At 67.7% G+C, this 21249-nt stretch carries 18 protein-coding genes; 13 read left to right on the forward strand and 5 right to left on the reverse strand.

Features of this window, described 5'->3' with window-relative positions; genetic code table 11:
• The first annotated feature begins 54 nt into the window (after positions 1-54).
• Positions 55-1242 (forward strand): DUF917 family protein, encoded by a 1188-nt coding sequence (locus QYL93_RS05375; protein WP_305742677.1) that lies wholly within the window; start codon positions 55-57, stop codon positions 1240-1242.
• 14 nt (positions 1243-1256) lie between these two features.
• A complete protein-coding gene (locus QYL93_RS05380) occupies positions 1257-2318 on the forward strand; it encodes a sensor domain-containing diguanylate cyclase (protein ID WP_305742678.1) in 1062 nt (353 codons plus the stop codon).
• Here the strand turns inward: QYL93_RS05380 and QYL93_RS05385 are convergent.
• The 3 genes from QYL93_RS05385 to QYL93_RS05395 all read right to left on the reverse strand — a co-directional run bounded on the left by QYL93_RS05385 (position 2315) and on the right by QYL93_RS05395 (position 5778).
• On the reverse strand, positions 2315-2776 hold the full coding sequence (locus QYL93_RS05385) for a (2Fe-2S)-binding protein (RefSeq protein ID WP_305742679.1): 462 nt from the start codon (positions 2774-2776) through the stop codon (positions 2315-2317). The two genes, QYL93_RS05380 and QYL93_RS05385, sit on opposite strands and share 4 nt — an antisense overlap.
• 22 nt (positions 2777-2798) lie before the next feature.
• A complete protein-coding gene (locus QYL93_RS05390) occupies positions 2799-5072 on the reverse strand; it encodes a xanthine dehydrogenase family protein molybdopterin-binding subunit (protein WP_305742680.1) in 2274 nt (757 codons plus the stop codon).
• Between the two features lie 97 nt (positions 5073-5169).
• The gene (locus QYL93_RS05395; protein WP_305742798.1) at positions 5170-5778 is read right to left on the reverse strand and encodes a glutathione S-transferase; all 609 of its coding nucleotides are present in this window, start codon (positions 5776-5778) and stop codon (positions 5170-5172) included.
• A gap of 147 nt (positions 5779-5925) precedes the next feature.
• Here QYL93_RS05395 and QYL93_RS05400 point away from each other — a divergent pair, with 147 nt between their 5' ends.
• The 6 genes from QYL93_RS05400 to urtE all read left to right on the forward strand — a co-directional run bounded on the left by QYL93_RS05400 (position 5926) and on the right by urtE (position 13143).
• Positions 5926-6384, forward strand: coding sequence for an Lrp/AsnC family transcriptional regulator (locus tag QYL93_RS05400; protein ID WP_305742681.1), 459 nt, complete (start codon positions 5926-5928; stop codon positions 6382-6384).
• A gap of 248 nt (positions 6385-6632) precedes the next feature.
• Positions 6633-7895, forward strand: a complete 1263-nt coding sequence (gene urtA, locus QYL93_RS05405; protein WP_057201488.1) for an urea ABC transporter substrate-binding protein — start codon at positions 6633-6635, stop codon at positions 7893-7895.
• Between the two features lie 122 nt (positions 7896-8017).
• Entirely contained in the window at positions 8018-9592 is a 1575-nt protein-coding gene (urtB, locus tag QYL93_RS05410) for an urea ABC transporter permease subunit UrtB (RefSeq protein ID WP_305742682.1), read from the forward strand.
• Positions 9593-9608: 16 nt separating this feature from the next.
• Entirely contained in the window at positions 9609-10748 is a 1140-nt protein-coding gene (gene urtC / locus QYL93_RS05415) for an urea ABC transporter permease subunit UrtC (RefSeq protein ID WP_305742683.1), read from the forward strand.
• Positions 10745-11620 carry an urea ABC transporter ATP-binding protein UrtD gene (gene urtD, locus QYL93_RS05420; protein WP_305742684.1) on the forward strand — a complete coding sequence of 292 codons (876 nt, stop codon included), beginning with the start codon at positions 10745-10747 and terminating at the stop codon, positions 11618-11620. The genes urtC and urtD overlap by 4 nt, the downstream gene beginning before the upstream one ends.
• A gap of 830 nt (positions 11621-12450) precedes the next feature.
• Positions 12451-13143, forward strand: a complete 693-nt coding sequence (urtE, locus tag QYL93_RS05425) for an urea ABC transporter ATP-binding subunit UrtE (protein ID WP_305742685.1) — start codon at positions 12451-12453, stop codon at positions 13141-13143.
• An 18-nt stretch (positions 13144-13161) separates the two neighbouring features.
• Here urtE and QYL93_RS05430 read toward each other — a convergent pair whose 3' ends face one another.
• Positions 13162-14097 carry a LysR family transcriptional regulator gene (locus QYL93_RS05430; RefSeq protein WP_305742686.1) on the reverse strand — a complete coding sequence of 312 codons (936 nt, stop codon included), beginning with the start codon at positions 14095-14097 and terminating at the stop codon, positions 13162-13164.
• A gap of 178 nt (positions 14098-14275) precedes the next feature.
• On the opposite strand from QYL93_RS05430, the gene QYL93_RS05435 reads away from it, so the two are divergent.
• The 3 genes from QYL93_RS05435 to QYL93_RS05445 are packed head-to-tail and all read left to right on the forward strand — an operon-like array spanning position 14276 to position 18213.
• On the forward strand, positions 14276-15313 hold the full coding sequence (locus QYL93_RS05435; RefSeq protein ID WP_305742687.1) for a porin: 1038 nt from the start codon (positions 14276-14278) through the stop codon (positions 15311-15313).
• Between the two features lie 58 nt (positions 15314-15371).
• Positions 15372-16340, forward strand: coding sequence for a tripartite tricarboxylate transporter substrate binding protein (locus QYL93_RS05440; RefSeq protein WP_305742688.1), 969 nt, complete (start codon positions 15372-15374; stop codon positions 16338-16340).
• A gap of 13 nt (positions 16341-16353) precedes the next feature.
• Positions 16354-18213, forward strand: coding sequence for a CocE/NonD family hydrolase (locus tag QYL93_RS05445; protein ID WP_305742689.1), 1860 nt, complete (start codon positions 16354-16356; stop codon positions 18211-18213).
• A gap of 18 nt (positions 18214-18231) precedes the next feature.
• Here QYL93_RS05445 and QYL93_RS05450 read toward each other — a convergent pair whose 3' ends face one another.
• A complete protein-coding gene (locus QYL93_RS05450; protein WP_305742690.1) occupies positions 18232-19077 on the reverse strand; it encodes a phosphatase PAP2 family protein in 846 nt (281 codons plus the stop codon).
• A 212-nt stretch (positions 19078-19289) separates the two neighbouring features.
• On the opposite strand from QYL93_RS05450, the gene QYL93_RS05455 reads away from it, so the two are divergent.
• Complete coding sequence (locus QYL93_RS05455; RefSeq protein ID WP_305742691.1) at positions 19290-20387, forward strand: diacylglycerol kinase family protein; 1098 nt, start codon at positions 19290-19292, stop codon at positions 20385-20387.
• Positions 20388-20416: 29 nt separating this feature from the next.
• A complete protein-coding gene (locus QYL93_RS05460) occupies positions 20417-21229 on the forward strand; it encodes a metallophosphoesterase (protein ID WP_305742692.1) in 813 nt (270 codons plus the stop codon).
• The last annotated feature ends 20 nt before the right edge of the window (positions 21230-21249 follow it).

Consider the following 21249-nt stretch of genomic DNA (forward strand, 5'->3'; position numbering starts at 1 on the left):
TGACAACCAGACGGCATGGCGTATCGTGCCAGCCATTCAAAAGGGAGGATTGCAATGGGCGCCGTGTATACCTATGGACTGGACGATCTGGAGGCCATCGCAGCGGGTGCTGCAATTCTTGCAAGTGGCGGCGGGGGCAGTTACGGCGACGCCTGCACCATCCTCGGGCAGCTCGCGCAGCAGGGCACCTTTACGCCGGTGACCGTCAAGGACTACGATGGCGCCACCCCTGCCTGCGTGCTGGCCATCATGGGCTCGCCCGATGCCGCCGACGGGCTGACCCTCGCTGCCATCCAGAACTCCATCACCAACACCTCGCAGGTGTTCGAGCAGGCCACGGGATGGCCGCTGGGTTGCGTGATTCCGGTGGAAATCGGCCCCATCAACTCGCTGGTGCCCCTGATCGGGGCCGGAATGTCGCGCGGCATGATCTACGTGGTTAATGGCGATGGCGCAGGCCGCGCGGTACCCGAGCTGCCGCAGACCACCTTCACGGGCAGCCCGCAACTGGCACCCTGCCCCTGCGCGCTGGCCAGCGACGCACCCCCTTCGCCGCTGGTCGAATCGGCCGTGCTGGGTGCGCCCACAGCGGACAAGGTGGAAACGCTGGCGGGCGGGGTGGTCGGCGGCTTCGGGGGGTACTCGGGCATTGCCATGTGGCCGTCCAACAAGGGCAATGGCTATGCGCTGTCGGGCAACTACATTCCCGGCACGCTGGAGCAGGCGCGCCAGCTGGGGCTTTCGCTGCTGAAGGCGCAGACACCGCCTTCCACTGCGGCAGTGGCCGCCAACATCACCCAGCTGACCGGGCGCGCGGCCCAGGCGGTGCTGACCAATTTCTACATCACGGCGGTCACGCAATCCACCTCCAGCACGTCCTCGCTGGACTCGGGTGTCATTCGCCTGGACAATGCCCAGGATCCCAGCCAGAGCACGGCAACACACTACCTGTACAACCTCAACGAGAACCTGATCATGTACAGCACGGCGAGCACCTCGCCCGACATCATCGCGCCCGACTCGATCTGCTATTACTCCGAAAGCACGGGCCGGGGCTTCTCCAACGCCAGCGACGACCTGGCGATCTACTTCAATGCCGCCACCGGCCAGAGCACAGGCAAGCAGGTCAGCGTGATCCAGGTGGCCACGGCGCAAGAGCTGTACAACACGCCGGGCGTGGTGGCATCGTTTGCAGCGCTGCTGCGCAACATCGGCTACGCAGGCGCGATGCCTTCGGCCTGAACCGACTGGCTGTCATGGGTGAAGCAGACCTGAACCGGGAGCGGCTGGAGCTGGCCCTGGAAGCGGCCGGCCTGGACCTGTGGGAGAACGACCTGGTCACCGGCAACGTGACCCGCAAGGCCACCAAGACCTTCCTGGAGCTGGGCTTCACCGAGGAGGAGATCGTCTCGGGCCTGCAGGACGTCTACGGCCTGTTCCACCCCGATGACCTGGGGACGGTGCAGCAGGCCGTGTCCGACCACATGTCGGGTGTCACGCCGCAGTACCGCTGCGAGTTCCGGCTCCGCGCCAAAAGCGGTGAGTGGGTCTGGTATGCCAACTACGGCCGCATCATGGACGGCCATACCGATACCCCGGGCAAGCGCCTGATCGGCGTGACCTTCAACATCGACGACCGCAAGCGCAAGGAAGACGAGATCGCCCAGATCAACCGCCAGTTGCGCGAGCAGAACGCCCTGCTGCAGCAGCTCAACACGGCGCTGGAGCAATTGGCCGCCTGCGATGCGCTCACCGGCCTGTCCAACCGGCGCACGCTGATGGACCTGGGCGCCCGCGAGTGCCTGCGTACTGCCCAGCTGTGCCAGCCGCTGTCGCTGATGGTGGTGGACATCGACCATTTCAAGGCCGTCAATGACGCCTGGGGCCATCTGGCGGGCGACCGGGTGATCTGCGCGGTTGCCCAGGCCTGCCTGGCGCGCTCGCGCATGGCGGTGGACATCGTGGCCCGCTACGGGGGCGAAGAGTTCGTCATCGTGCTGCCGGGCATCGATGCCCCCGGCGCCCTGCGCCTGGCCGAGCTGCTGCGCCAGGGCGTATCCGACCACAACGTGCCCGTGGATGCGGAGGGTGCCTGCGTCACCGTCACGGTGAGCATCGGCTTGGCCACCCTGTACGCCGAGCCCGGCGCGGGCTTCGAAGAGCTGGTCAACACCGCCGACAAGGCGCTCTACCGGGCCAAGCAGGCGGGCCGCAACAACGTGCAGGTGGCTCCACCGGCGCCCCCCGCCCGCGCTGACCTTCTCATCGTGCTCGATCCCGATCCAGACCCCGCCCAGGGCCGGGCGCTGGCCAACTAGTCCGCCTTGCCGCCAGCGGCCTGGTGGATCGCCGCGCGGATGCGCGGATAGGTGCCGCAGCGGCAGGCATTGCCCGACATGGCTGCGTCGATGTCCGCGTCGGTGGGGCGCGCGGTCTTGCCCAGCAGCGCGCAGGCCGACATGAGCTGGCCACTCTGGCAGTAGCCGCACTGGGCCACGTCCAGCGCAATCCAGGCGTTGCGCAGGGCTTCGGCCTGGGGGCCGACCAGGCCTTCGATGGTGGTCACGTCGGCCTCGCCCACGGCCGACAGCGGCGTGGTGCAGGCGCGCGTGGGCTCGCCGTTCAGGTGCACGGTGCAGGCGCCGCACAGCGCCATGCCGCAGCCGAACTTGGTGCCGTTCATATGCAGTTCGCCGCGCAGCACCCACAGCAGGGGCGTATCGGGCTCGGCGTTGACGGAGACGGCCTTGCCGTTGATGCGAAGGGTGGTGGGCATGGATGGGGCTCCTGTAAGGGGGTCAGGCCAGGCGCAGCGGCAGGCTGCGCAGGCGCTGGCCATTCAGAGCGAAGAGGGCATTGGCCACGGCGGGGGCGATGGGCGGCACACCCGGCTCGCCCACGCCCTCGGGCGGCTCGGCGCTTGGCACGATGTGCACCTCGATGCGCGGGCACTCGGCCATGCGCAGCAGCGGGTAGTCGTGAAAATTGGCCTGCTGTACCTGGCCCTTGTCCACGGTGATCTCGCCATGCAGCGCGGCCGTGAGGCCGAAGACCACGGCGCTCTCCATCTGCTGGGTGATGAGGTTGGGGTTGATGGCCGCGCCGCAGTCGATCACGCAGACCACGCGGTGCACGCGGATGGCCTTGCCGTCCGCCGCCACCGACACCTCGGCCACCTGCGCCACGATGGAGCCGAAGGACTGGTGCAGCGCAATGCCGCGTGCGCGTTTCGCGCCCGATGCATCGGCTGCCAGCGGCTGGCCCCAGCCTGCCAGTTCGGCCGCCTTCTTCAGCACATGCAGGTGGCGCGGGTGCTTTTGCAGCAGGCTGGCACGAAAGGCCACCGGGTCCTGCCTGGCCGCAGCGGCCGCCTCGTCCATGAAGCTTTCCTTGAAGAAGGCCTGGTGCGAATGCCCGACCGAGCGCCAGAAGCCCACCGGCAGCGGCAGCGCGATGATCTCGTGCGCAATGCGTGCGTTGGGCCATTCGTAGGGCTGGTCGAAGGCGCCTTCCGAGGTGGTCTTGTCCGGCCCGGCCCCGGGAAGGCCGAAGATGCGCCCGAGCACCTGCGGCACGATGGCCTGGCCCACCGAGAGGTTGTCCCAGGCCACCAGCCGGCCCTCGCCATCAAAGCCGGCCTTGAAGCGCGCCATGCACGCGGGTCGGTAGAAGTCGTGCTGGGTGTCCTGCTCGCGCGTCCACAGCGTCTGCACCGGCGCGCCTCCGGCCTCGCGCGCAATGGCAGCGGCCTGGGCCACGTAGTCCACCTCCAGCCGGCGGCCGAAGCCGCCGCCCAGCAGCAGTTGCTGCACGTCCACCTTGTCTTCGGCGATGCCCAGCAACTTGGCCGCAGCCGTGCGTGCCAGGTCGGGCACCTGGGTGGAGGTCCACACCGTCGCCGCTCCGTCCTTGAACTGCACCGTGCAGTTGATGGGCTCCAGCGCCGCATGGGCCAGGTAGGGCGCGCGGTAGTCGGCCGTGAGAGTGCGGGCTGCGCCCTGCATGGCCACCTCGGCATCGCCGCTCTGGTGGTAGCCAAAGCCCTTGGCCTGGTCCAGCGCCTGGGCCAGCTGCGTATATACCGCCGCGCTCGACAGGGCGGCCGCCGGGCCGTGGTCCCACTCCACGGTGACGGCGGCCACGGCCTTGCGCGCATGCCAGGGCGTGTCGGCGATCACGGCCACGGCGCCGGTGCCGCCGTTCAGTGCATTTACGGCCAGCACCTTCTTCACGCCGGGCAGCTTCTCGGCCGCCGCGCCGTCCATGCGCGCCACCTTGCCGCCGCGCGTGGGGCACATCACCACGGCGGCATGCAGCAGACCGGGCGGATTCGCGTCGATGCCGAACACCGCGCTGCCGTCGAGCTTGCTGCGCGCCTCGATGCGCGTGAGCGGCTTTCCGATGAGGCGGAACTGCGCCGCCTCCTTGAGCGCCACCTTGCCCGGCAGCGGCTGCTGCGCCGCCAGGGCCGCCAGTTCGCCGAAGCTGGCGCGCTGGCCAGCGGCATGCTCCACCACGCCGGCCTGCACGCTGCACTCCGTGGCCTGCACGTTCCACTGCGCGGCCGCCGCCCGCACCAGCATGGCCCGGGCGCTGGCCCCGGCCTGGCGCATGGGCAGCCAAAGGTCCTTGATGCTGGAGGAGCCGCCGGTCATCATCACGCCCACCTCGCGCATGGTCTTGGCGGTTAGCCAGCCGGCCACGGCCTTCATGGAGCCATCGTTGTCGGGGTGGAAGGGCAGGCCGTCGACCACCGTGGCCAGGTTGTTGTAGATGTCGTCGATGGGCGCCATCTCCAGCCGCACCTGGGCCCATTCGGCATCGAGCTCTTCGGCCAGGATGGCGGCCAGCCCGGTGTGCGTGCCCTGTCCCATCTCGGCCTTGGCCATCATGACTGTGACGGTGTTGTCGGCCCCGATCTTGAGCCAGCCATTGAGCGCCGCCTGGCCGCCCGCCGTGGGCAGCGGCGCGCCCGTGCGCAGTCGCTGGCGCGGGGGCATCGCCCCCCAGCCGATCACCAGCGCGCCGGCTGTGGCGGCGCCCCCCCAGAGCACTGTGCGTCGTTTCACCATGGTTGTTGCCTGCCTCTCGTCGGAGCTATGGGTATGGGGCCATCGTATACCGGCGGGGTGTCGGGCGCGATGCGCCCAGGCGCCACACGGGTCCGATTCAGCGCGCAGGCAGTGCCGCAAAGGCCTGCAACCGCTCCGCCTGCTCTGCATAGGCGGCCAGCGCAGGGTAGCCCGCTGCCGCTACGGTGTCCGGCACCATCATTTGCATGAAGCCCCAGGCCACGGCGCTGGTGATGCCCGCATCGCCGATCTCGTTGGCGGGTGCAGGCAGCGGTTCGCGCACCAGTTCGGCTTCTAGCAGGTCGCAGGCGGCCAGCAACTGACCGATCACGCGCTCCAGCCAGGGCGTATGCAGCTTCTCGGCGGGCCGCAGCTGGTGCTCGTAGACGATCTGCACCGCCTTTTCGCATGCGGCCAGCGCCAGGCCTGTGAGGTGCAGCGCGCGCTGCAGCCCCGGGCCGCCTGCGGGCTGCAGCCGGTGCGCTGACAGCGTGGCCGCCCACTGAAGTATCAGCGTCGAATCCATGAGCACGCCCCCGTCGCCGCAGACCAGGGTGGGCGCCTTCACCACGGGGTTGATGCGGCCGAACGCTTCGAAGGTGCTGAACACCGATAGCGGCAGGTGCGTGAACGGCACATCGAGCACCGTGAGCGCGATGGCGACGCGGCGGACATAGGGCGAATCGAGCATTCCAACCAACTGCAGCATGGGTTTGTTTCCTGAAAAGACCGTGAACACGCTCCAGACGATAGGCCTCCACGCGCTGCACGAGAAGGGCAGGGCATCGGAATAATGGGCACCAAACCGATGGATGATCGGCCCCGGCGCAACCCCTTTTTAGCCCGCAGCACCATGCAACTCGACAAGAAAGACTGGCTCATCCTCGAAGCCCTGCAGACCGACGCCCGCCAAAGCCTGGCTGCCCTGGGCAAGCGCATCGGCCTGTCGCAGCCGGCCATGAGCGAGCGCGTGCGCAAGCTCGAAGACGCGGGCGTGATCGAGGGCTACGGCGCCCGGGTCAACCTGCGCGCCTTCGGCGTGCGGCTGCAGGCCCTCATCCGCATACAGACCACGCACGCCGGTATCGCGCCCTACGTGAAACTGTTCGAGGCCATGCCCGAGGTGCTCGAAGCCGACCGTATGACCGGCGAAGACTGCTTCTTTGTGCGGTGCGCCATTGCCGAGCCCGAGGACCTGCAGCGCGTGGTCGATGCGCTGGCCCGGCACGGCGGCGTGACCACCTCGCTGGTGCTCTCCAGCCCGGTGCGCAAGACCACCACCGTGCACGCGCTCAAGCGGCCGGCGCGCTGAGCGGGTGGCCGCGCGGCCTGTGGCGTATGCGGTGGATACGAATTTCACTCACTTTCTGATAGCTGAAACCGACCGCCTCGCATGGGTCAGGAGGCGTTCTTTGGCCTGCATGTAACCGGCCGTGTACGCCACCCGGCGTATTTCCCATCCGGTGGGCTGTCTCCAGAATCCATTCCATCGACCGATCCATCAGCCCCACAGGGCCATTCGGGCGAAGCGGTTTGAACCCCTCTACTGGAGAAGCACACATGCAACGTCGTTATTCCCTCAAGGCCCTTGCGGCCGTCGCTGCGCTCGCTGGCCTGTCTGCCCTGCCAGCCCATGCCCAGGACACCATCAAGGTCGGCATTCTGCACAGCCTGTCGGGCACCATGGCCATCTCGGAAACCGTGTTGAAAGACACCGTGCTGATGGCCATCGACGAGATCAACGCCAAGGGCGGCGTGCTCGGCAAGAAGCTCGAACCCGTGATCGTCGACCCCGCCTCCAACTGGCCCCTGTTCGCCGAAAAGACCAAGCAGCTGCTCGGCCAGGACAAGGTCTCGGTGATCTTCGGCTGCTGGACCTCGGTGAGCCGCAAGTCGGTGCTGCCCGTGGTCGAGGAAATGAACGGCCTGTTGTTCTACCCCGTGCAGTACGAGGGTGAAGAACTCTCCAAGAACGTGTTCTACACCGGCGCCGCGCCCAATCAGCAGGCCATCCCCGCAGTGGACTACCTGATGAGCAAGGACGGCGGCAGCGCCAAGCGCTGGGTGCTGCTGGGCACCGACTACGTGTACCCCCGCACCACCAACAAGATCCTGCGCGCCTACCTCAAGTCCAAGGGCGTGAAGGACAGCGACATCGACGAGAAGTACACCCCCTTCGGCCACGCCGACTACCAGACCATCGTCGCCGACATCAAGAAGTTCAGCCAGGGCGGCAAGACGGCCGTGGTCTCCACCATCAACGGCGACTCCAACGTGCCCTTCTACAAGGAACTGGGCAACGCCGGCCTCAAGGCCAAGGACGTGCCTGTGGTCGCCTTCTCGGTGGGCGAGGAAGAGCTGCGCGGCGTGGACACCAAGCCGCTGGTGGGCCACCTGGCCGCCTGGAACTACTTCCAGTCCATCAAGAGCCCGGCCAACACCGAGTTCATCAAGAAGTGGGGCGACTACGCCAAGGCCAAGGGCATCGCCGGCCACAAGGACAAGCCGCTGACCAACGACCCGATGGAAGCCACCTACATCGGCATCAACATGTGGAAGCAGGCTGTCGAAAAGGCCAAGAGCACCGATGTCGACAAGGTCATCGCCGCCATGGCCGGCCAGACCTTCAAGGCACCGTCGGGCATCGTCTCCAAGATGGACGAAAAGAACCACCACCTGCACAAGAGCGTGTTCATCGGCGAGATCAAGGCCGACGGCCAGTTCAACGTGGTGTGGAAGACGCCCGGCCCGGTCAAGGCCAAGCCATGGAGCCCCTACATCGAAGGCAACGACAAGAAGCCTGACGAACCTGCCAAGAAGTAACGGCATCGCCCAAGGCGGACAGGCGCCTTGCAAGGGGAGGGGCGCTGCCGTGCCCCTCCCTTTTTTCTTTCCGGGCGCGCCCCGCCTTGCGGGGTGCCTCCACAGGCATTGACTGACGCACTATGTTCAGATTTCTTTCGATGGCATGGCTGTGCCTGCTCGCGTGGGCCGGCCCCGCGCAGGCACTCACGGCCGAGCAGGCGCTGGCCATGGCGGCCGGCGACACCGACGAGCGCGTGGCCGCCGTGCAGCAGGCCATCGTGCAGCCCGACGAGCGCATCGCCGACTTCCTGAAGGCCCTGGCCGCGGATGAGGTGAAGATCGCGGCAGGCAAGGCCATCGTCGTGCGTGACGGCAAGGGGCAGGACCCTGTCACCGGCACCGAAGTCCCTGTGCCCGAAGACGCCGAGGACATCATCAACAACAACCGCATGCGCGGTGAGATCGACACCGCCATGGCCGGCTTGGCCCTGTTCGGCAAGGACGACGCCAGGCGCCTGGCCGCCGCCAAGGCCCTGACCCGCGAGCCCGACGCCGGCCGCCTGCCCCTGCTGGACAAGGCCCTGGCGCAAGAGACACAAGCCGCCATCAAGGCGCAGCTCGAATTGGCCCGCTCCGCCACGCTGTTGGGCAGTGAAGACGCGGCCCAGCGCATCGCCGCTGCGCAGGCCCTGTCGCTGAGCGCCACGCCCGACACGCGCTTGTTGCTCAACGAGCGCGTCACGGTGGAAGAAGACGCCAAGGTCAAGGCCGCGCTGCAGGCTGCTTTGAAAGCCATCGACGGCGAACTCGCCTGGGGCGAGCGCCTGGGCGCTGCGTTCTCGGGCATCAGCCTGGGCTCCATCCTGCTATTGGTGGCGCTGGGCCTGGCCATCACCTACGGCCTGATGGGCGTGATCAACATGGCCCACGGCGAGCTGATGATGATCGGCGCCTACGCCACCTACGTGGTGCAGGGCCTGTTTCAGAAATACCTGCCCGGTGCCTTCGACTGGTACCTGGTGGCTGCGGTGCCGCTGGCCTTCGGCGCATCGGCCCTGGTGGGCGCGGTGCTCGAACGCAGCGTGCTGCGCTTTCTGTACGGCCGCCCGCTGGAGACGCTGCTGGCCACCTGGGGCATCAGCCTGGTGCTGATGCAGCTGGTGCGCACCGTTTTCGGCGCGCAGAACGTGGGCGTGGAAAACCCCGCCTGGATGAGCGGCGGCGTGCAGGTGCTCTCCAACCTCACGCTGCCCTACAACCGCCTCGTGATCATCGGCTTTGCGATTGCGGTGCTGCTGTCCATGGGCTGGCTCATCGGGCGCACGCGCCTGGGCCTGTTCGTGCGCGGCGTCACGCAGAACCGGCCGATTGCCTCGTGCATGGGCGTGAACACTGCGCGCGTGGACACCATGGCCTTCGCGCTGGGCTCGGGCATCGCGGGTCTCGCCGGCTGCGCGCTCAGCCAGGTGGGCAACGTCGGCCCCGACCTGGGCCAGAGCTACATCGTCGACGCCTTCATGGTCGTGGTGCTGGGCGGCGTGGGCCAACTGGCCGGCACCGTGTACGCGGCGCTGGGCCTCGGAGTGCTCAACAAGTTCCTCGAAGGCTGGGCCGGTGCCGTGCTGGCCAAGATCGCCGTGCTCGTGTTCATCATCATCTTCATCCAGAAGCGGCCGCAGGGCATCTTCGCGGTGAAGGGCCGTACGGCCGACTGAACGGGCAAGCCATACCATGACTAACAACCCTTCCCTCCAACTGCCCGCCCCGGCCCCGCTGCTTACGCGCACCGGCTGGTCGGCCTTCATCGTCGCCCTCATCGTGGTCTGCGCCCTGGCGCCGCTGCTCAACCTGGTGGTGCCCGCCGGCAGCGTGTTCCACATGAGCGACTACGCCGTGGCGCTGCTCGGCAAGATCATGTGCTACGCCATCTGCGCGCTGGCCATGGACCTGATCTGGGGCTACACCGGCATCCTGAGCCTGGGCCACGGTTTGTTCTTCGCGCTGGGCGGCTACGTGATGGGCATGTACCTCATGCGCCAGATTGGCCGCGACGGCAACTACAAGAGCGAGCTGCCCGACTTCATGGTCTTCCTCGACTGGAAGGAGCTGCCCTGGCACTGGATGCTGTCCGACAGCTTCGTGGCCACGCTCATCCTGGTGGTGGCGGTGCCCGGCATCGTGGCCTTCGTGTTTGGCTACTTCGCCTTTCGCTCGCGCATCAAGGGCGTGTACTTTTCCATCATCACCCAGGCCATGACGTACGCGGCCATGCTGCTGTTCTTTCGCAACGAGACGGGTTTTGGCGGCAACAACGGCTTCACCGACTTCAAGCGCATCCTGGGCCAGCCGATTGCCACGCAGAACATGCGCATGCTGCTGTTCGTGTTGACGGGGCTCACCCTGCTCGGCTTCTTCTTGCTGGCCCGCTGGCTTGTGCGCAGCAAGTTCGGCCGCGTGCTGCAGGCCGTGCGCGACGCCGAAACGCGCGTCATGTTCTCGGGCTACTCGCCGCTGCCCTACAAGCTCACCATCTGGACCATCAGCGCCATGATGTGCGGCGTGGCGGGCGCCCTGTACGTGCCCCAGGTCGGCATCATCAACCCCGGGGAGATGAGCGCCGCCAACTCCATCGAGATCGCGGTGTGGGCCGCAGTGGGTGGCCGCGCCACGCTGATCGGGCCCATCGTCGGCGCCTTCATCGTCAACGGCGCCAAGAGCTGGCTCACCGTCACGGCGCCCGAATTCTGGCTGTATTTCCTGGGGGCGCTGTTCATTGCCGTCACCCTGTTCCTGCCCAATGGCGTTGTGGGCCTGGTGAAGAAATTCGGTTTCGGCAAAAAGAACGATGACAAGAAGGGAGGCACCGAATGACCCCGGACCTGATGGAAGAGGGCGCACGCCGCATTGCGGCCAAGGCCGCCCCGGTGGCCCCGGGCCAGACCGAATCGGGCGGCCGCGCCGCCGGCTTCTCGCGCATCGCCACCCCTGGCGAAGTGGACGTCACGCACGGCCGCATTTTGTACCTTGAAGACGTGAACGTGAGTTTCGATGGCTTCAAGGCCATCAACAACCTGAGCCTCGATATCGCCCCCGGCGAGCTGCGCTGCATCATCGGCCCCAACGGCGCCGGCAAGACGACGATGATGGACATCATCACCGGCAAGACCCGGCCCGACAGCGGCACGGTGTTCTTCGGCAGCACCATCGACCTGCTGCGCCACAACGAACCCGAGATCGCCAGCCTGGGGATAGGCCGCAAGTTCCAGAAGCCTACGGTGTTCGAGCAGCTCACGGTGTTCGAGAACCTCGAACTCGCCCTCAAGACCCACAAGGGCGTGTCGTCGAGCCTGTTCTTCAAGCTCGACTCCGCCCAGTCCGACCGCCTGGCCGAGATCCTGCACACGATTCACCTGGCGGGCAGCGTGGCGCGCATGGCTGGTAATTTGAGCCATGGGCAAAAGCAGTGGCTGGAGATCGGCATGCTGCTGATGCAGGACCCGAAGTTGTTGCTTTTGGACGAACCGGTTGCGGGGATGACGGACGACGAGACGGCTCGAACGGCCGAGCTGTTCCTCACGCTCAAGGGCAAGCATTCGCTGATGGTGGTGGAGCATGACATGGGGTTCATCCGCACTATTTCTGAGATTGTGACGGTGCTGTGCGATGGAGCTGTGTTGGCGCAGGGGACGCTCGACCAGGTGCAGTCGGATGAGCGGGTGATTGAGGTTTATTTGGGGCGGTGATGGGTTCGTCTGTGCTTCCTGTTGTTGCTGCATGCCTTTGCCAAGGTCGGAAGCCGGGTCTCGGCCCGGCGGCCGAGGTACCTTTCTTTGCTTCGCCAAAGAAACGTACCCCAAAGAAAGGCGACCCCGCTGCCCGTGTCCCCACTCGCCCGGTGGGCGAGTGGGGCAGCCTGCGATGCTCGTGCCTGGGGTGTGCCGCAGAACTCGCTGCGTTCTTCGAACTCCGCTCAAACAGCTGCGGCAAGTTAGACAACGATGCGCGTGTCCTTCGGCACGCGCTCACCCCAGGCCCTGTGCTTCTCGGCACGGTCAGAAGGGGGTGGGAGCGGGCTCCATACGGGCCATTGCTTCGCTCGGCCTGTGGTCCTTCGCTGCGCTCGGCTCGCCAGGATGATCGCGCCAGTTTCGTCGGCAGCGCGCAGCGCGTAACCGACCCCAGGCGTAGCTGCGCAGCAGCAGCCGTCCCTGACCCCGCTCCTCACCCCTGCTGGCTGCGCCGAGAAGCGCAGGGCCTGGGGTGGGTGCGTGTGCCGCAGGACACACGCACTTCGTGCTCTGGCTCGTCGCGGATGTTTGAGCGGAGTTCGCAGAACGCAGCGAGTTCCGCGACGCCACCCCAGGACCGAGCATCGCAGGTTGCCCCCATCGCCCGACAGGGCGATGGGGGACGCAGACTGGGGGTCGCCTTCTCTTTGGTGACTCTCTCTTGGCGACGCAAGAGAAAGTTACTGCGCCGCCGGGCGCACACCCCGGCTCCCGCCCTCGGCCAAGCAACAGCAACAACCATCGGCCCCGCCCGCTGCAGAACCGCATAAACACAGGCAAGACCCATGCTCACCGTCCAAAACATCAACCAGTACTACGGCGGCTCCCACATCCTGCGCGACGTGAGCCTCACCGCCGAACCCGGCAAGGTCACCGTCCTGCTGGGCCGCAACGGCGTAGGCAAGACGACTCTGCTCAAGAGCCTCATGGGCCTGGTCCCCATCAAGAGCGGCGCCATCAGCTTCGACGGCAAACCCATCGACAAGGCCACCCCCTACGACCGCGCCCGCGCCGGCATCGGCTTCGTGCCCCAGGGCCGCGAAATCTTCGGCCGCCTCACGGTGGAAGAAAACCTGCGCATGGGCCTGGCCTACAAGAGCGGCTCCACCCCCGTGCCGCCGCACCTGTACGAGCTGTTTCCGGTGCTCAAGCAGATGCTGCGCCGCCGCGGTGGCGACCTCTCGGGCGGGCAGCAGCAGCAGCTGGCCATCGCGCGCGCCCTCGCGCCGGGGCCGCGCCTCTTGATCTTGGACGAACCGACCGAAGGCATCCAGCCAAGCATCATCAAGGACATCGGCCGCGTCATCCGCATGCTCGCCGACAAGGGCGAGATGGCCATCCTGCTGTGCGAGCAGTACTACGACTTCGCACAGGAACTGGCCGATCAGTACCTTGTTATGGAGCGTGGCGAGGTTGTCGCGCGGGGCCCTGGCAGCGAGATGGAAAGCAAAGGAATCCGCAACCTGGTCGCGATCTGACCGGACGGCGAACCGCCCTCAGCTGGACTTGGTGCGCTTTGTCGGCCGCTTGTCTTCAGCAGAGGTGGGCAACACCATCGCCTCCACCAGCAAGCTGGTGAAGGTGTCGTGCAAGGGCGAGACCGGCGCATTGCTCAGCGTGGCAATGCCCAGCTGGTAGCCGATGTGCGGCCGGAACGGGCGCGCGCTGATGCCGCCTTGCGGGCAATGCCGTGCCAGCAGCGCGTTGACGATGGACACCCCCAGGCCCTGCGCCACATGGGCGCAGGCCTCGCTGACCGAGTGCACCTCCAGCGCCACGCGGGGCTGCACGCGCTTCTGGCGGAACGCCATGTCGATCTCGTGGCGTATCTGGCGCTGGCGGCCCAGCAGGATCAGGCTGCAGTCGATCAGGTCGTCGGGGCTTACCTGCGCGAGGTGCTCCAGCGCATGCCCCTTGGGCATGATGCAAACAGCCTCTGAGTCGAGGGTTGCGAGCGTGCTGAGCCCCTGCATCTCCATCGGCAGGCGCACCAGGCCGATGTCGGCCTCGCGGCCGAGCAGGGCGTGCTCCGCGTCGCTGTACGAGCCCGAGAGCACCTCCAGCACCACATCGGGGTGGGCCCGCATGAAGCGTCTGGCCAGGGTCGGCATCAATGTGGTGGCCAGTGTGTTGGGCACGGCCACCTTGAGCAGCCGCCGCTTGAAACCACCCAGGCGCAACTGCTCGGCATGCCGGCGAAAGCACTGGGCCGAATCCATCAAACCCTGGGCGTCGTTGCGCAGGGCCTGCGCTTCGGCTGTCGGCGTCAGGCGCCCCTTCTCGCGCACGAACAGCCGCAGCGCGAGGCTCTCCTCCAGCTGCGCCAGCAGCCGGCTGATGGCTGGCTGCGACAGCCCCAGGCGCTCGGCCGCACCGGTGGTGGAGCCGCTGAGCATGATGGCGTGGAAGGCCTCGAGCTGCTTGAAATTCATGGGCGGGTAGACCGTGTGTGTGCCATGTGCGTGCATCTTTGCACCGGCACCGCGCGGGCGCAAACACACAGCAATCTGCATAGGGTAATACGGCTTCGTCATAGCGTTGTGAGGACCTCCTTCGCTCCTCAGAATTCGTGGCGTCAGAACCCACACCCCATTCGAGGAGCGAGATTCCATGAGGTCCATTTTTCCTGTGGCACCGGCTGCCAGCGGCCTGTTGCTGTTCATTTCTGCCGGTGCACCCGCCATGGCGCAAGACCTGCAGGTCTATGGCCAGGTGCGGCTCACCGTCAACAACACCAAGACCGGAAATGCCGGCTCCGTCATGGAGGAGCGTGACAACGCCTCCCGCCTGGGCTTTCGGGGCAAGGAGGACCTGGGTGACGGCATGGCCGCCCTGTTCGGCCTGGAGATGGGGCTTGAAGCCGACTCCGGCGCCGCCACCACGCCCGCGTTCCGCAACAGCTACGTGGCCCTGCGTGGCGGCCTGGGCACGCTGGCGCTGGGCCGTTTGGATTCGGCGAACCCCACGGGCTCGCCCCTGTACTCGCAGGTCACGCGCATCACCTCGTTCGCGGCCAACGATGCCGGGGCCACGGCCATCGGCACGTCCATCCTCAATGCACGCAACCGCACGTCCAACGCTCTGGGCTATCAAAGCCCCAGCTGGAGCGGCGTGAACCTGCGTGCGCGCTACTACTTGCGCGGCGATACCAAGACGCCGGACCAGGAAAACGGCGCCAAATCGCTCGACCTGGGCCTCAACTATGCCGACGGCCCCTGGACCGCAGGCATCGGCTATGGCACCGACCGGCGACCGGGCGGCCTCCTGGCCAACGAGTTTTCCAGCAAATGGCAACTGGGGCTGCGCTACGACTTCGGTGCCGTCGAGCCCTATGTGCTGCTGGGCCGTGACCGCTATGCCGCATCCTCCGCCACCGCCACCGCCACCGCCACCGCCCGCGCCGACGTGGACTACTGGCTGGTGGGCAGCCGCTTCTCCACGGGCCCGCACGCCCTGGTGGTCAACCTGATGCAGCGCGACGTGCAGGCCTCGCAGCGGGGGCTTCGCAAGCGCCAGCAGATGGCTTATACCTATGCACTGTCCAAGCGCACAGAACTGCAGGCCTTCATCGACCGCGACGGCATCGACTCCAGCCGCAGCAACGTGGCCGTGCGCGTGGTGGGTGCGGGGATGCGCCATGATTTCTAACCAGCCAGAACGCCTCGCCGCGCAACAACCGTACCAGCCATCTTGCAGGAGTTTCTTCATGCCCCGAATCCAGCGAGCCATCGTGTCGATGCTGCTCCCTCTCGTGTTGTCCCAGCCCCTGCTCGCAGGGGCGGCCGAGTTTCCCGAGAAGCCCGTGCGCATCGTGGTCCCGTTCCCGGCAGGGGCAGCTGCCGATACGGCCATGCGTGTGGTGGCACGCAAGATGTCGGAACAATGGCGGCAACCCGTTGTTGTTGACAACCGGCCCGGTGCGCACGGTTTCCAGGCGGTCACCTCGTCGGCAGCGGACGGGTACACGCTGCTCTTGGGCGCGGGCTCGGGCATGGTGACGGCACCACTGCTGTCCAGCAAGCTGCCCTACAACCCCTCGCGCGACTTCATGCCCGTGGGGCGCGTGGTGGTCAACGTCCCCATCCTGACCACGCACCCAGGCCTGCAGACGCGTACAGTGCGCGAACTGGTCGAGCTGGCCCGCAAGAGCCCCGGCACCCTGAACTACAGCACCAGCGGCAATGGCAGCCCCGGGCATTTGTCGATGGAGATGTTGCAGGCGGCGACGGGCACCAAGATGGTCCAGATCCCCTACAAGGGCGGCGGCCCCGCCGTGAACGAACTGGTGGGCGGCCATGTGCATCTGGGCATGAATGCCGTGCCGAGCGTGTTTGCGCACATCAAGGCCGGCAGGCTGGTGCCCCTGGCGGTGGCCAGTGCCAAGCGTTCGCGAGCCTTTCCCCAGGTACCGACGATGGCCGAGGCCGGCGTGAAAGACTTCGAGTACGACATCTGGTACGCCCTGTTCGCCCCCACGGGCACGCCCCCTGAGCTGGTCGCCCGCATCAGCAAGGCGCTCAACACCGCGCTGGCCGATGCGCAGGTGAGCGAGCTGCTCGTGACCCAGGGCGCGGAGCCGGCACCCACCACGCCACAGGAGCTGGCGCGCTTCATCCAGGAAGACACCGCGCGCTGGGCCAAGCTGGTCAAGGAACGCAATCTCAAGCTCGACTGAGCGGGGCCATTCCATGAACACGACTTCGACGGCTGCCGCCCACGGCAGCGTGACCCGGTACACCCACCGCGTGCCAATGCGCGACGGGGTGCACCTCGCCACCGACCTGTACCTGCCCGCGCAATCCTCCGGGCCCTGGCCTGTGCTGCTGGAGCGCACCCCCTACGGCAAGGATGCCGAGACCCGGCGCGAACGCACGGCCGCCAACCCCTCGCCCCTCCGGCGCGGCGAGGTGGCCGCCCGCTTTGCCGAGGCCGGCTACGCCGTGGTGGTGCAGGACTGTCGCGGCCGCTTCGACTCCGAAGGCCAGTTCACCAAGTACTTGGGCGAGGCCCACGACGGTGCCGACACCCTGCAGTGGATCATGGCCCAGCCCTGGTGCAACGGCACGGTGGGCACCTACGGCCTGTCGTACGCGGCCCACACCCAGACGGCGCTGGCCAGCCAGCGGCCGGCGGGCCTCAAGGCCATGTTCCTCGAATGCGGCGGCTTCGCCAACGCCTACCGGGGCGGCATCCGCCATGGCGGCGCGTTCGAGCTCAAGCAGGCGGTGTGGGCGCTGCGCAATGCGCGCAGCGGCAGCAACCGCATCAGCGAGTCCGCACGCCAGGCCCTGGACGCGGCCGACATTGGCGACTGGTTCCTGCGCTTGCCCTGGTCGCGCGGTGACTCGCCGCTGCAATGGGCGCCCGAGTACGAGGACTACCTCTTCGGGCAATGGGAGCGTGGTGCCTTCGACGACTACTGGCGCCAGCCCGAGCTGTATGCGGCGGGCCACTACGAGGCCTTCGACGGGGTGGCCGCCATGATGGTGTGCGGCTGGTGGGACCCCTACGCCCAGACCACGACGGACAACTACCTGGGGCTCTCCCAACGTGGTCACAACGGCCTGCGCATGGTGCTTGGCCCCTGGACCCATGGCGAGCGCAGCGTACCGTACGCAGGGGACGTGGACTTCGGCCCTGCCGCCGTGCTCGATGGACAACTCGCGCCCGACTATGTGGCCATGCGGCTGGCGTGGTTCGACCACTGGCTCAAGGGCGTTGCCCTGCCGCCGGCTATGGACGACACCGTGCGCTACTTTCGCATGGGCGGCGGCACCGGGCGCCGCACGCCGGCCGGCCGGCTCGACCATGGCGGCAGCTGGCGCAGCGCCGGCCACTGGCCCCTGCCCGGCACCGCCTTCGTGCCCTGGTACTTGGGCGCGGACGGTGCGCTCGCGCCCGTGCACCCCGACCGCGATGAAGCGCTGGGTTTCGATTTCGACCCGGCGTCCCCGGTGCCCACCATCGGCGGCTCCATCACCTCGGGCGAGCCCCTGATGGTGGCGGGCGCCTACGACCAGCGCACCAGCGAACAGGTCTTCGGGGCCCGGGCACCCCATGGCCCCCTGGCGCGGCGGCCCGATGTACTGGTCTTCCAGACGCCTGTGCTTGACGAGGATATGGAGGTTTCGGGGCCGATCACCATCGAGTTGTGGGTTTCCTCCACGGCCCCTGACACGGACTTCACGGCCAAGCTGATCGACCAGTACCCGCCCAACGAAGACTACCCCGAGGGCTATGCGATGAACCTCACGGATGGCATCCTTCGCTGCCGCTACCGGGGCTCGTGGGAGACCCCCGAGATGATGCCGCCCGGCGAGGTGGTGCAGATCACCATCGAGCCCATGCCCACCTCCAACCTGTTTCGCAAGGGGCACCGGATTCGCCTGGACATCTCGAGCAGCAACTTCCCGCGCTTCGACGTCAATCCCAACACCGGCGCGGCAGAGGGCAGTGCCGGGCCGCGCGTGGTGGCCCGCAACAGCGTGCACATGGGGCGCAACTGGCCGTCGCGGGTGGTGCTGCCGGTGATTTCGGCACGGCCCTGAACCGGGGCGGGGCCCGGCTCAGGCGTGTGCTGGCGCGCCGTCACCCCGGTGCCGCCAGCGCGCCACGCTCTCGATCACCAGCACCGTGCACACCATCCAGGTGCCGCCCAGCAGCCAGCCGGCCAGCACGTCGCTGGCGTAGTGCACCTGCAGCACCATGCGGCTCCAGCCGGTGGTGAAGACCAGCATGCCTGCCAGCACCACGCAGGGCACATGCCAGCGCGGTGGCAGCAGGCGCGTGGCCAGGTAGGCCAGCAGGGTGTAGGCCACCATCGAGGCGCTGCTGTGCCCGCTGGGAAAGCTGTAGCCATCGGCCTGCGCCACGCCATGGTGCAGATGCTCGGGCCGGGCGCGTTCAAAAATGCTTTTCAAAATGCGCGTCAGCGCCCCATTGCCCGCCAGGGCCGCCAGCCAGCCCGTGGCCAGCAGCCGGTGGCCGCGCCACCACAGGGCGGCTGCCACCAGGGCCGTGAGCGTGGTGAGCACGGCGGTGTCGCCCAGGTGGGTGAGGGTGGCAAAGAAACGCAGCACCCCGGTGGCGGCATGCAGGCGCAGGGCGTTGGCAATGGCGTCGTCCACCGCGCCCCAGTCGCCGTCTTGCTCGCTGCCGCTTTCGGCCAGCTCGGCGATCACGCTGCCCGCCAGCACCATGGCACAGGCGGCGCCCAGCATGCCCGCCAGCAGGGCCCAGCGCGGGTCGATGGCCATGGGCAGCGTGCGCTGCAGCAGCGGGCCGCAGCGCTGGCGCACGGTGCGCAGGCCCCACAGGGCCAGGGGCCCGGCCAGGCTGGCCAGCACCAGGCCGGCCAGCCACCAGCCCAGAGGGTGGTTGGAGATCAGGGTGCCGATGGCGGTGGCTTGCATGGGATCGGTTGGCAGCAGCAGCAGTTGTAGGTGGGTGACGGGTCGATGCTGCCTGTTGTACCGCAGCGCGCATCACCCCTTCGCGCCGGGCGTGAATGTAGGACAAGGCGCCGACAGATTCACAGCGCCGTGGCTGACAATGGCGGGCCGGTGACCAGGGCACCATAGGTACAGCGGCGCCATGCCGTCTTATCGGAGCCTGCCTTTCATCCATGACCACTGCCCCTCGACCCCCTGCCGTCCACCCCCATGGGCGCATTCACCTCGTGGTGCCCAAGCGCCCGGGTGCTGATTTCGACCTGGTCCGCGCCAAGCTCGAAGGGGCCTTTGCCGCCCATGCGCACGACGTGGTGTGGCATGTGCCCGACGAGCGTGGCGACATCGTCGATCTGGCCCACAAGGCCGTGCGCGATGCGCAGGCCGATGGCGGGCTGGTCGTGGCTGCCGGGGGCGACGGCACCATCAACGCAGTCGCTGCGGCGGCCCTGCGCGAGGCGGTGCCCATGGGCGTGATACCCATGGGCACCTTCAACTACTTCAGCCGCGAGCATGCTCTGGCGCTCGACCCCGAGGTGGCCGTGCAGGACATGCTGCACGCCATGGAGCGCGGCGACATGCGCCCGGTGCAGGTGGGCTTCGTCAACGACCGCATGTTCGTGGTGAACGCCGCCGTCGGCCTGTACCCGCGCCTGCTGGCCGAGCGCGAGATGGCCTCCAAACGCTTTGGCCGCTCGCGCATGGTGGCCATCCTGTCGGCAGTGTGGAGCATGTTCCGCCCCGCCGGCGGGCGGCGCTGGCGCGTCATCATGCGCACGCACGAAGGTGCCCAGGCCCAGCAGGAGGAGCACCTGGTCACCACCCTGTTCGTCGGCAACAACCCGCTGCAACTGGGCCGCATGGGGCTGGAGCAGGCCCAATCTGTAGCCGATGGCGGGCAGCTCGGTGTCGTGCTGCTGCAACCGCAGGACCGCTGGGCCGTGGCCCGCACGGTATGGCACGCCGCCACCGGCCAACTGGCGCGCGACAGCGCCGTGATGAGCATGGCCTGTGCCGAGATGACCGTGGCCCCCGCCAGCTGGCGGCCCGCGCAGGTGAAAGTGGCTTTCGATGGCGAGCGCGAATGGATGGCGCCGCCGCTGCGCTTTCGGGTACACGACCAACCCCTGTGGCTGGTCACGCGCACCACGCTCGACCGGGATGGCGCCGCCGCTGCGCAGCATGAGCAGGTGGCCGTGGCTGTCGAACCCGCTGCTCCCGCTGTCGTCCCCCTGCCTGCGCTGGGTGCAGCGGCAGCCGTGGCGGCTTCCTGATCTCCTGCCGCCCCTGTACCCTACGCCCCATGTCCGTTCTGATGCACCTGTCCGACCTGCACTTCGGCGCGCACGAGCCCGTCGTCTGCCGGGCGGTGCAGGCCCTGGCGCGCCAGCTCGGGGTGTCGGTGGTGGTGGTCTCTGGCGATGTCACGCAGCGCGCCACCGCCCCCCAGTTCGCGCAGGCGGCCAGCTTCATCCGCGGGCTCGATGCCGGTGCCTCGGTGGTGCTGCCGGGCAACCATGATTTGCCGCTGTTCGCTTGGTGGCTGCGCTGGGGTCGGGCCTACAAGCGCTTCGAGCACGAGTTCGGCAAGGACCTGGAGCCCGTGCGGCACCTGGGCCGTTTCTTCATCGTCGGCGTGAACACCACGCGCCCCTGGCGCCACGAGCGCGGCAGCCTCTCCAGCGCGCAGATCGCGCGGGTCGAGAAACAGCTGGCCGAGGCCTACGAAGAGCCCTGGCGCATCGTCGTCGCCCACCACCCGCTCGCCGCCCGCAATACCCAGGACAAGGAACACCGCCCCGCGCGCGCCGACGAGGCCCTGCTGCGCTGGCGCGATGCCGGTGCGCAGATGCTGCTGTCCGGCCACGCCCACGCCGCCGGCCTGCTGCAGCCGCTGCCCGGCCTGTGGGTCAGCCAGGCCGGCACGGCCGTATCGCACCGCCTGCGCCATGGCTACCCCAACAGCCTGGTCATCCTGAGCCACGAGGCCGACGCGCACGACTCCGAGAAAGTGCTGCGCTGGGCTGCGCGCTGGGACTACGACCCCGAGCGTGCCGCCTTCCACTGCGTGCAGCGGCAGTGGGTGGACGACCCGACAGGGGCTTTGGCAGTTTGAATGCCCGCACAGTGCGCACG

The sequence above is a fragment of the Acidovorax sp. A1169 genome (genome assembly GCF_030704685.1).
In the GTDB taxonomy this organism is placed as follows: Bacteria; Pseudomonadota; Gammaproteobacteria; order Burkholderiales; family Burkholderiaceae_C; genus Acidovorax.

What these genes read in the sequence shown, in the direction of transcription:
- QYL93_RS05375 (WP_305742677.1), top strand. Translation starts at nt 55, where the DNA reads ATGGGCGCCGTGTATACCTATGGACTGGACGATCTGGAGGCCATCGCA.
- QYL93_RS05380 (WP_305742678.1), top strand. Translation starts at nt 1,257, where the DNA reads ATGGGTGAAGCAGACCTGAACCGGGAGCGGCTGGAGCTGGCCCTGGAA.
- QYL93_RS05385 (WP_305742679.1), bottom strand. Translation starts at nt 2,776, where the DNA reads ATGCCCACCACCCTTCGCATCAACGGCAAGGCCGTCTCCGTCAACGCC.
- QYL93_RS05390 (WP_305742680.1), bottom strand. Translation starts at nt 5,072, where the DNA reads ATGGTGAAACGACGCACAGTGCTCTGGGGGGGCGCCGCCACAGCCGGC.
- QYL93_RS05400 (WP_305742681.1), top strand. Translation starts at nt 5,926, where the DNA reads ATGCAACTCGACAAGAAAGACTGGCTCATCCTCGAAGCCCTGCAGACC.
- urtA (WP_057201488.1), top strand. Translation starts at nt 6,633, where the DNA reads ATGCAACGTCGTTATTCCCTCAAGGCCCTTGCGGCCGTCGCTGCGCTC.
- urtB (WP_305742682.1), top strand. Translation starts at nt 8,018, where the DNA reads ATGTTCAGATTTCTTTCGATGGCATGGCTGTGCCTGCTCGCGTGGGCC.
- urtC (WP_305742683.1), top strand. Translation starts at nt 9,609, where the DNA reads ATGACTAACAACCCTTCCCTCCAACTGCCCGCCCCGGCCCCGCTGCTT.
- urtD (WP_305742684.1), top strand. Translation starts at nt 10,745, where the DNA reads ATGACCCCGGACCTGATGGAAGAGGGCGCACGCCGCATTGCGGCCAAG.
- urtE (WP_305742685.1), top strand. Translation starts at nt 12,451, where the DNA reads ATGCTCACCGTCCAAAACATCAACCAGTACTACGGCGGCTCCCACATC.
- QYL93_RS05430 (WP_305742686.1), bottom strand. Translation starts at nt 14,097, where the DNA reads ATGAATTTCAAGCAGCTCGAGGCCTTCCACGCCATCATGCTCAGCGGC.
- QYL93_RS05435 (WP_305742687.1), top strand. Translation starts at nt 14,276, where the DNA reads ATGAGGTCCATTTTTCCTGTGGCACCGGCTGCCAGCGGCCTGTTGCTG.
- QYL93_RS05440 (WP_305742688.1), top strand. Translation starts at nt 15,372, where the DNA reads ATGCCCCGAATCCAGCGAGCCATCGTGTCGATGCTGCTCCCTCTCGTG.
- QYL93_RS05445 (WP_305742689.1), top strand. Translation starts at nt 16,354, where the DNA reads ATGAACACGACTTCGACGGCTGCCGCCCACGGCAGCGTGACCCGGTAC.
- QYL93_RS05450 (WP_305742690.1), bottom strand. Translation starts at nt 19,077, where the DNA reads ATGCAAGCCACCGCCATCGGCACCCTGATCTCCAACCACCCTCTGGGC.
- QYL93_RS05455 (WP_305742691.1), top strand. Translation starts at nt 19,290, where the DNA reads ATGACCACTGCCCCTCGACCCCCTGCCGTCCACCCCCATGGGCGCATT.
- QYL93_RS05460 (WP_305742692.1), top strand. Translation starts at nt 20,417, where the DNA reads ATGTCCGTTCTGATGCACCTGTCCGACCTGCACTTCGGCGCGCACGAG.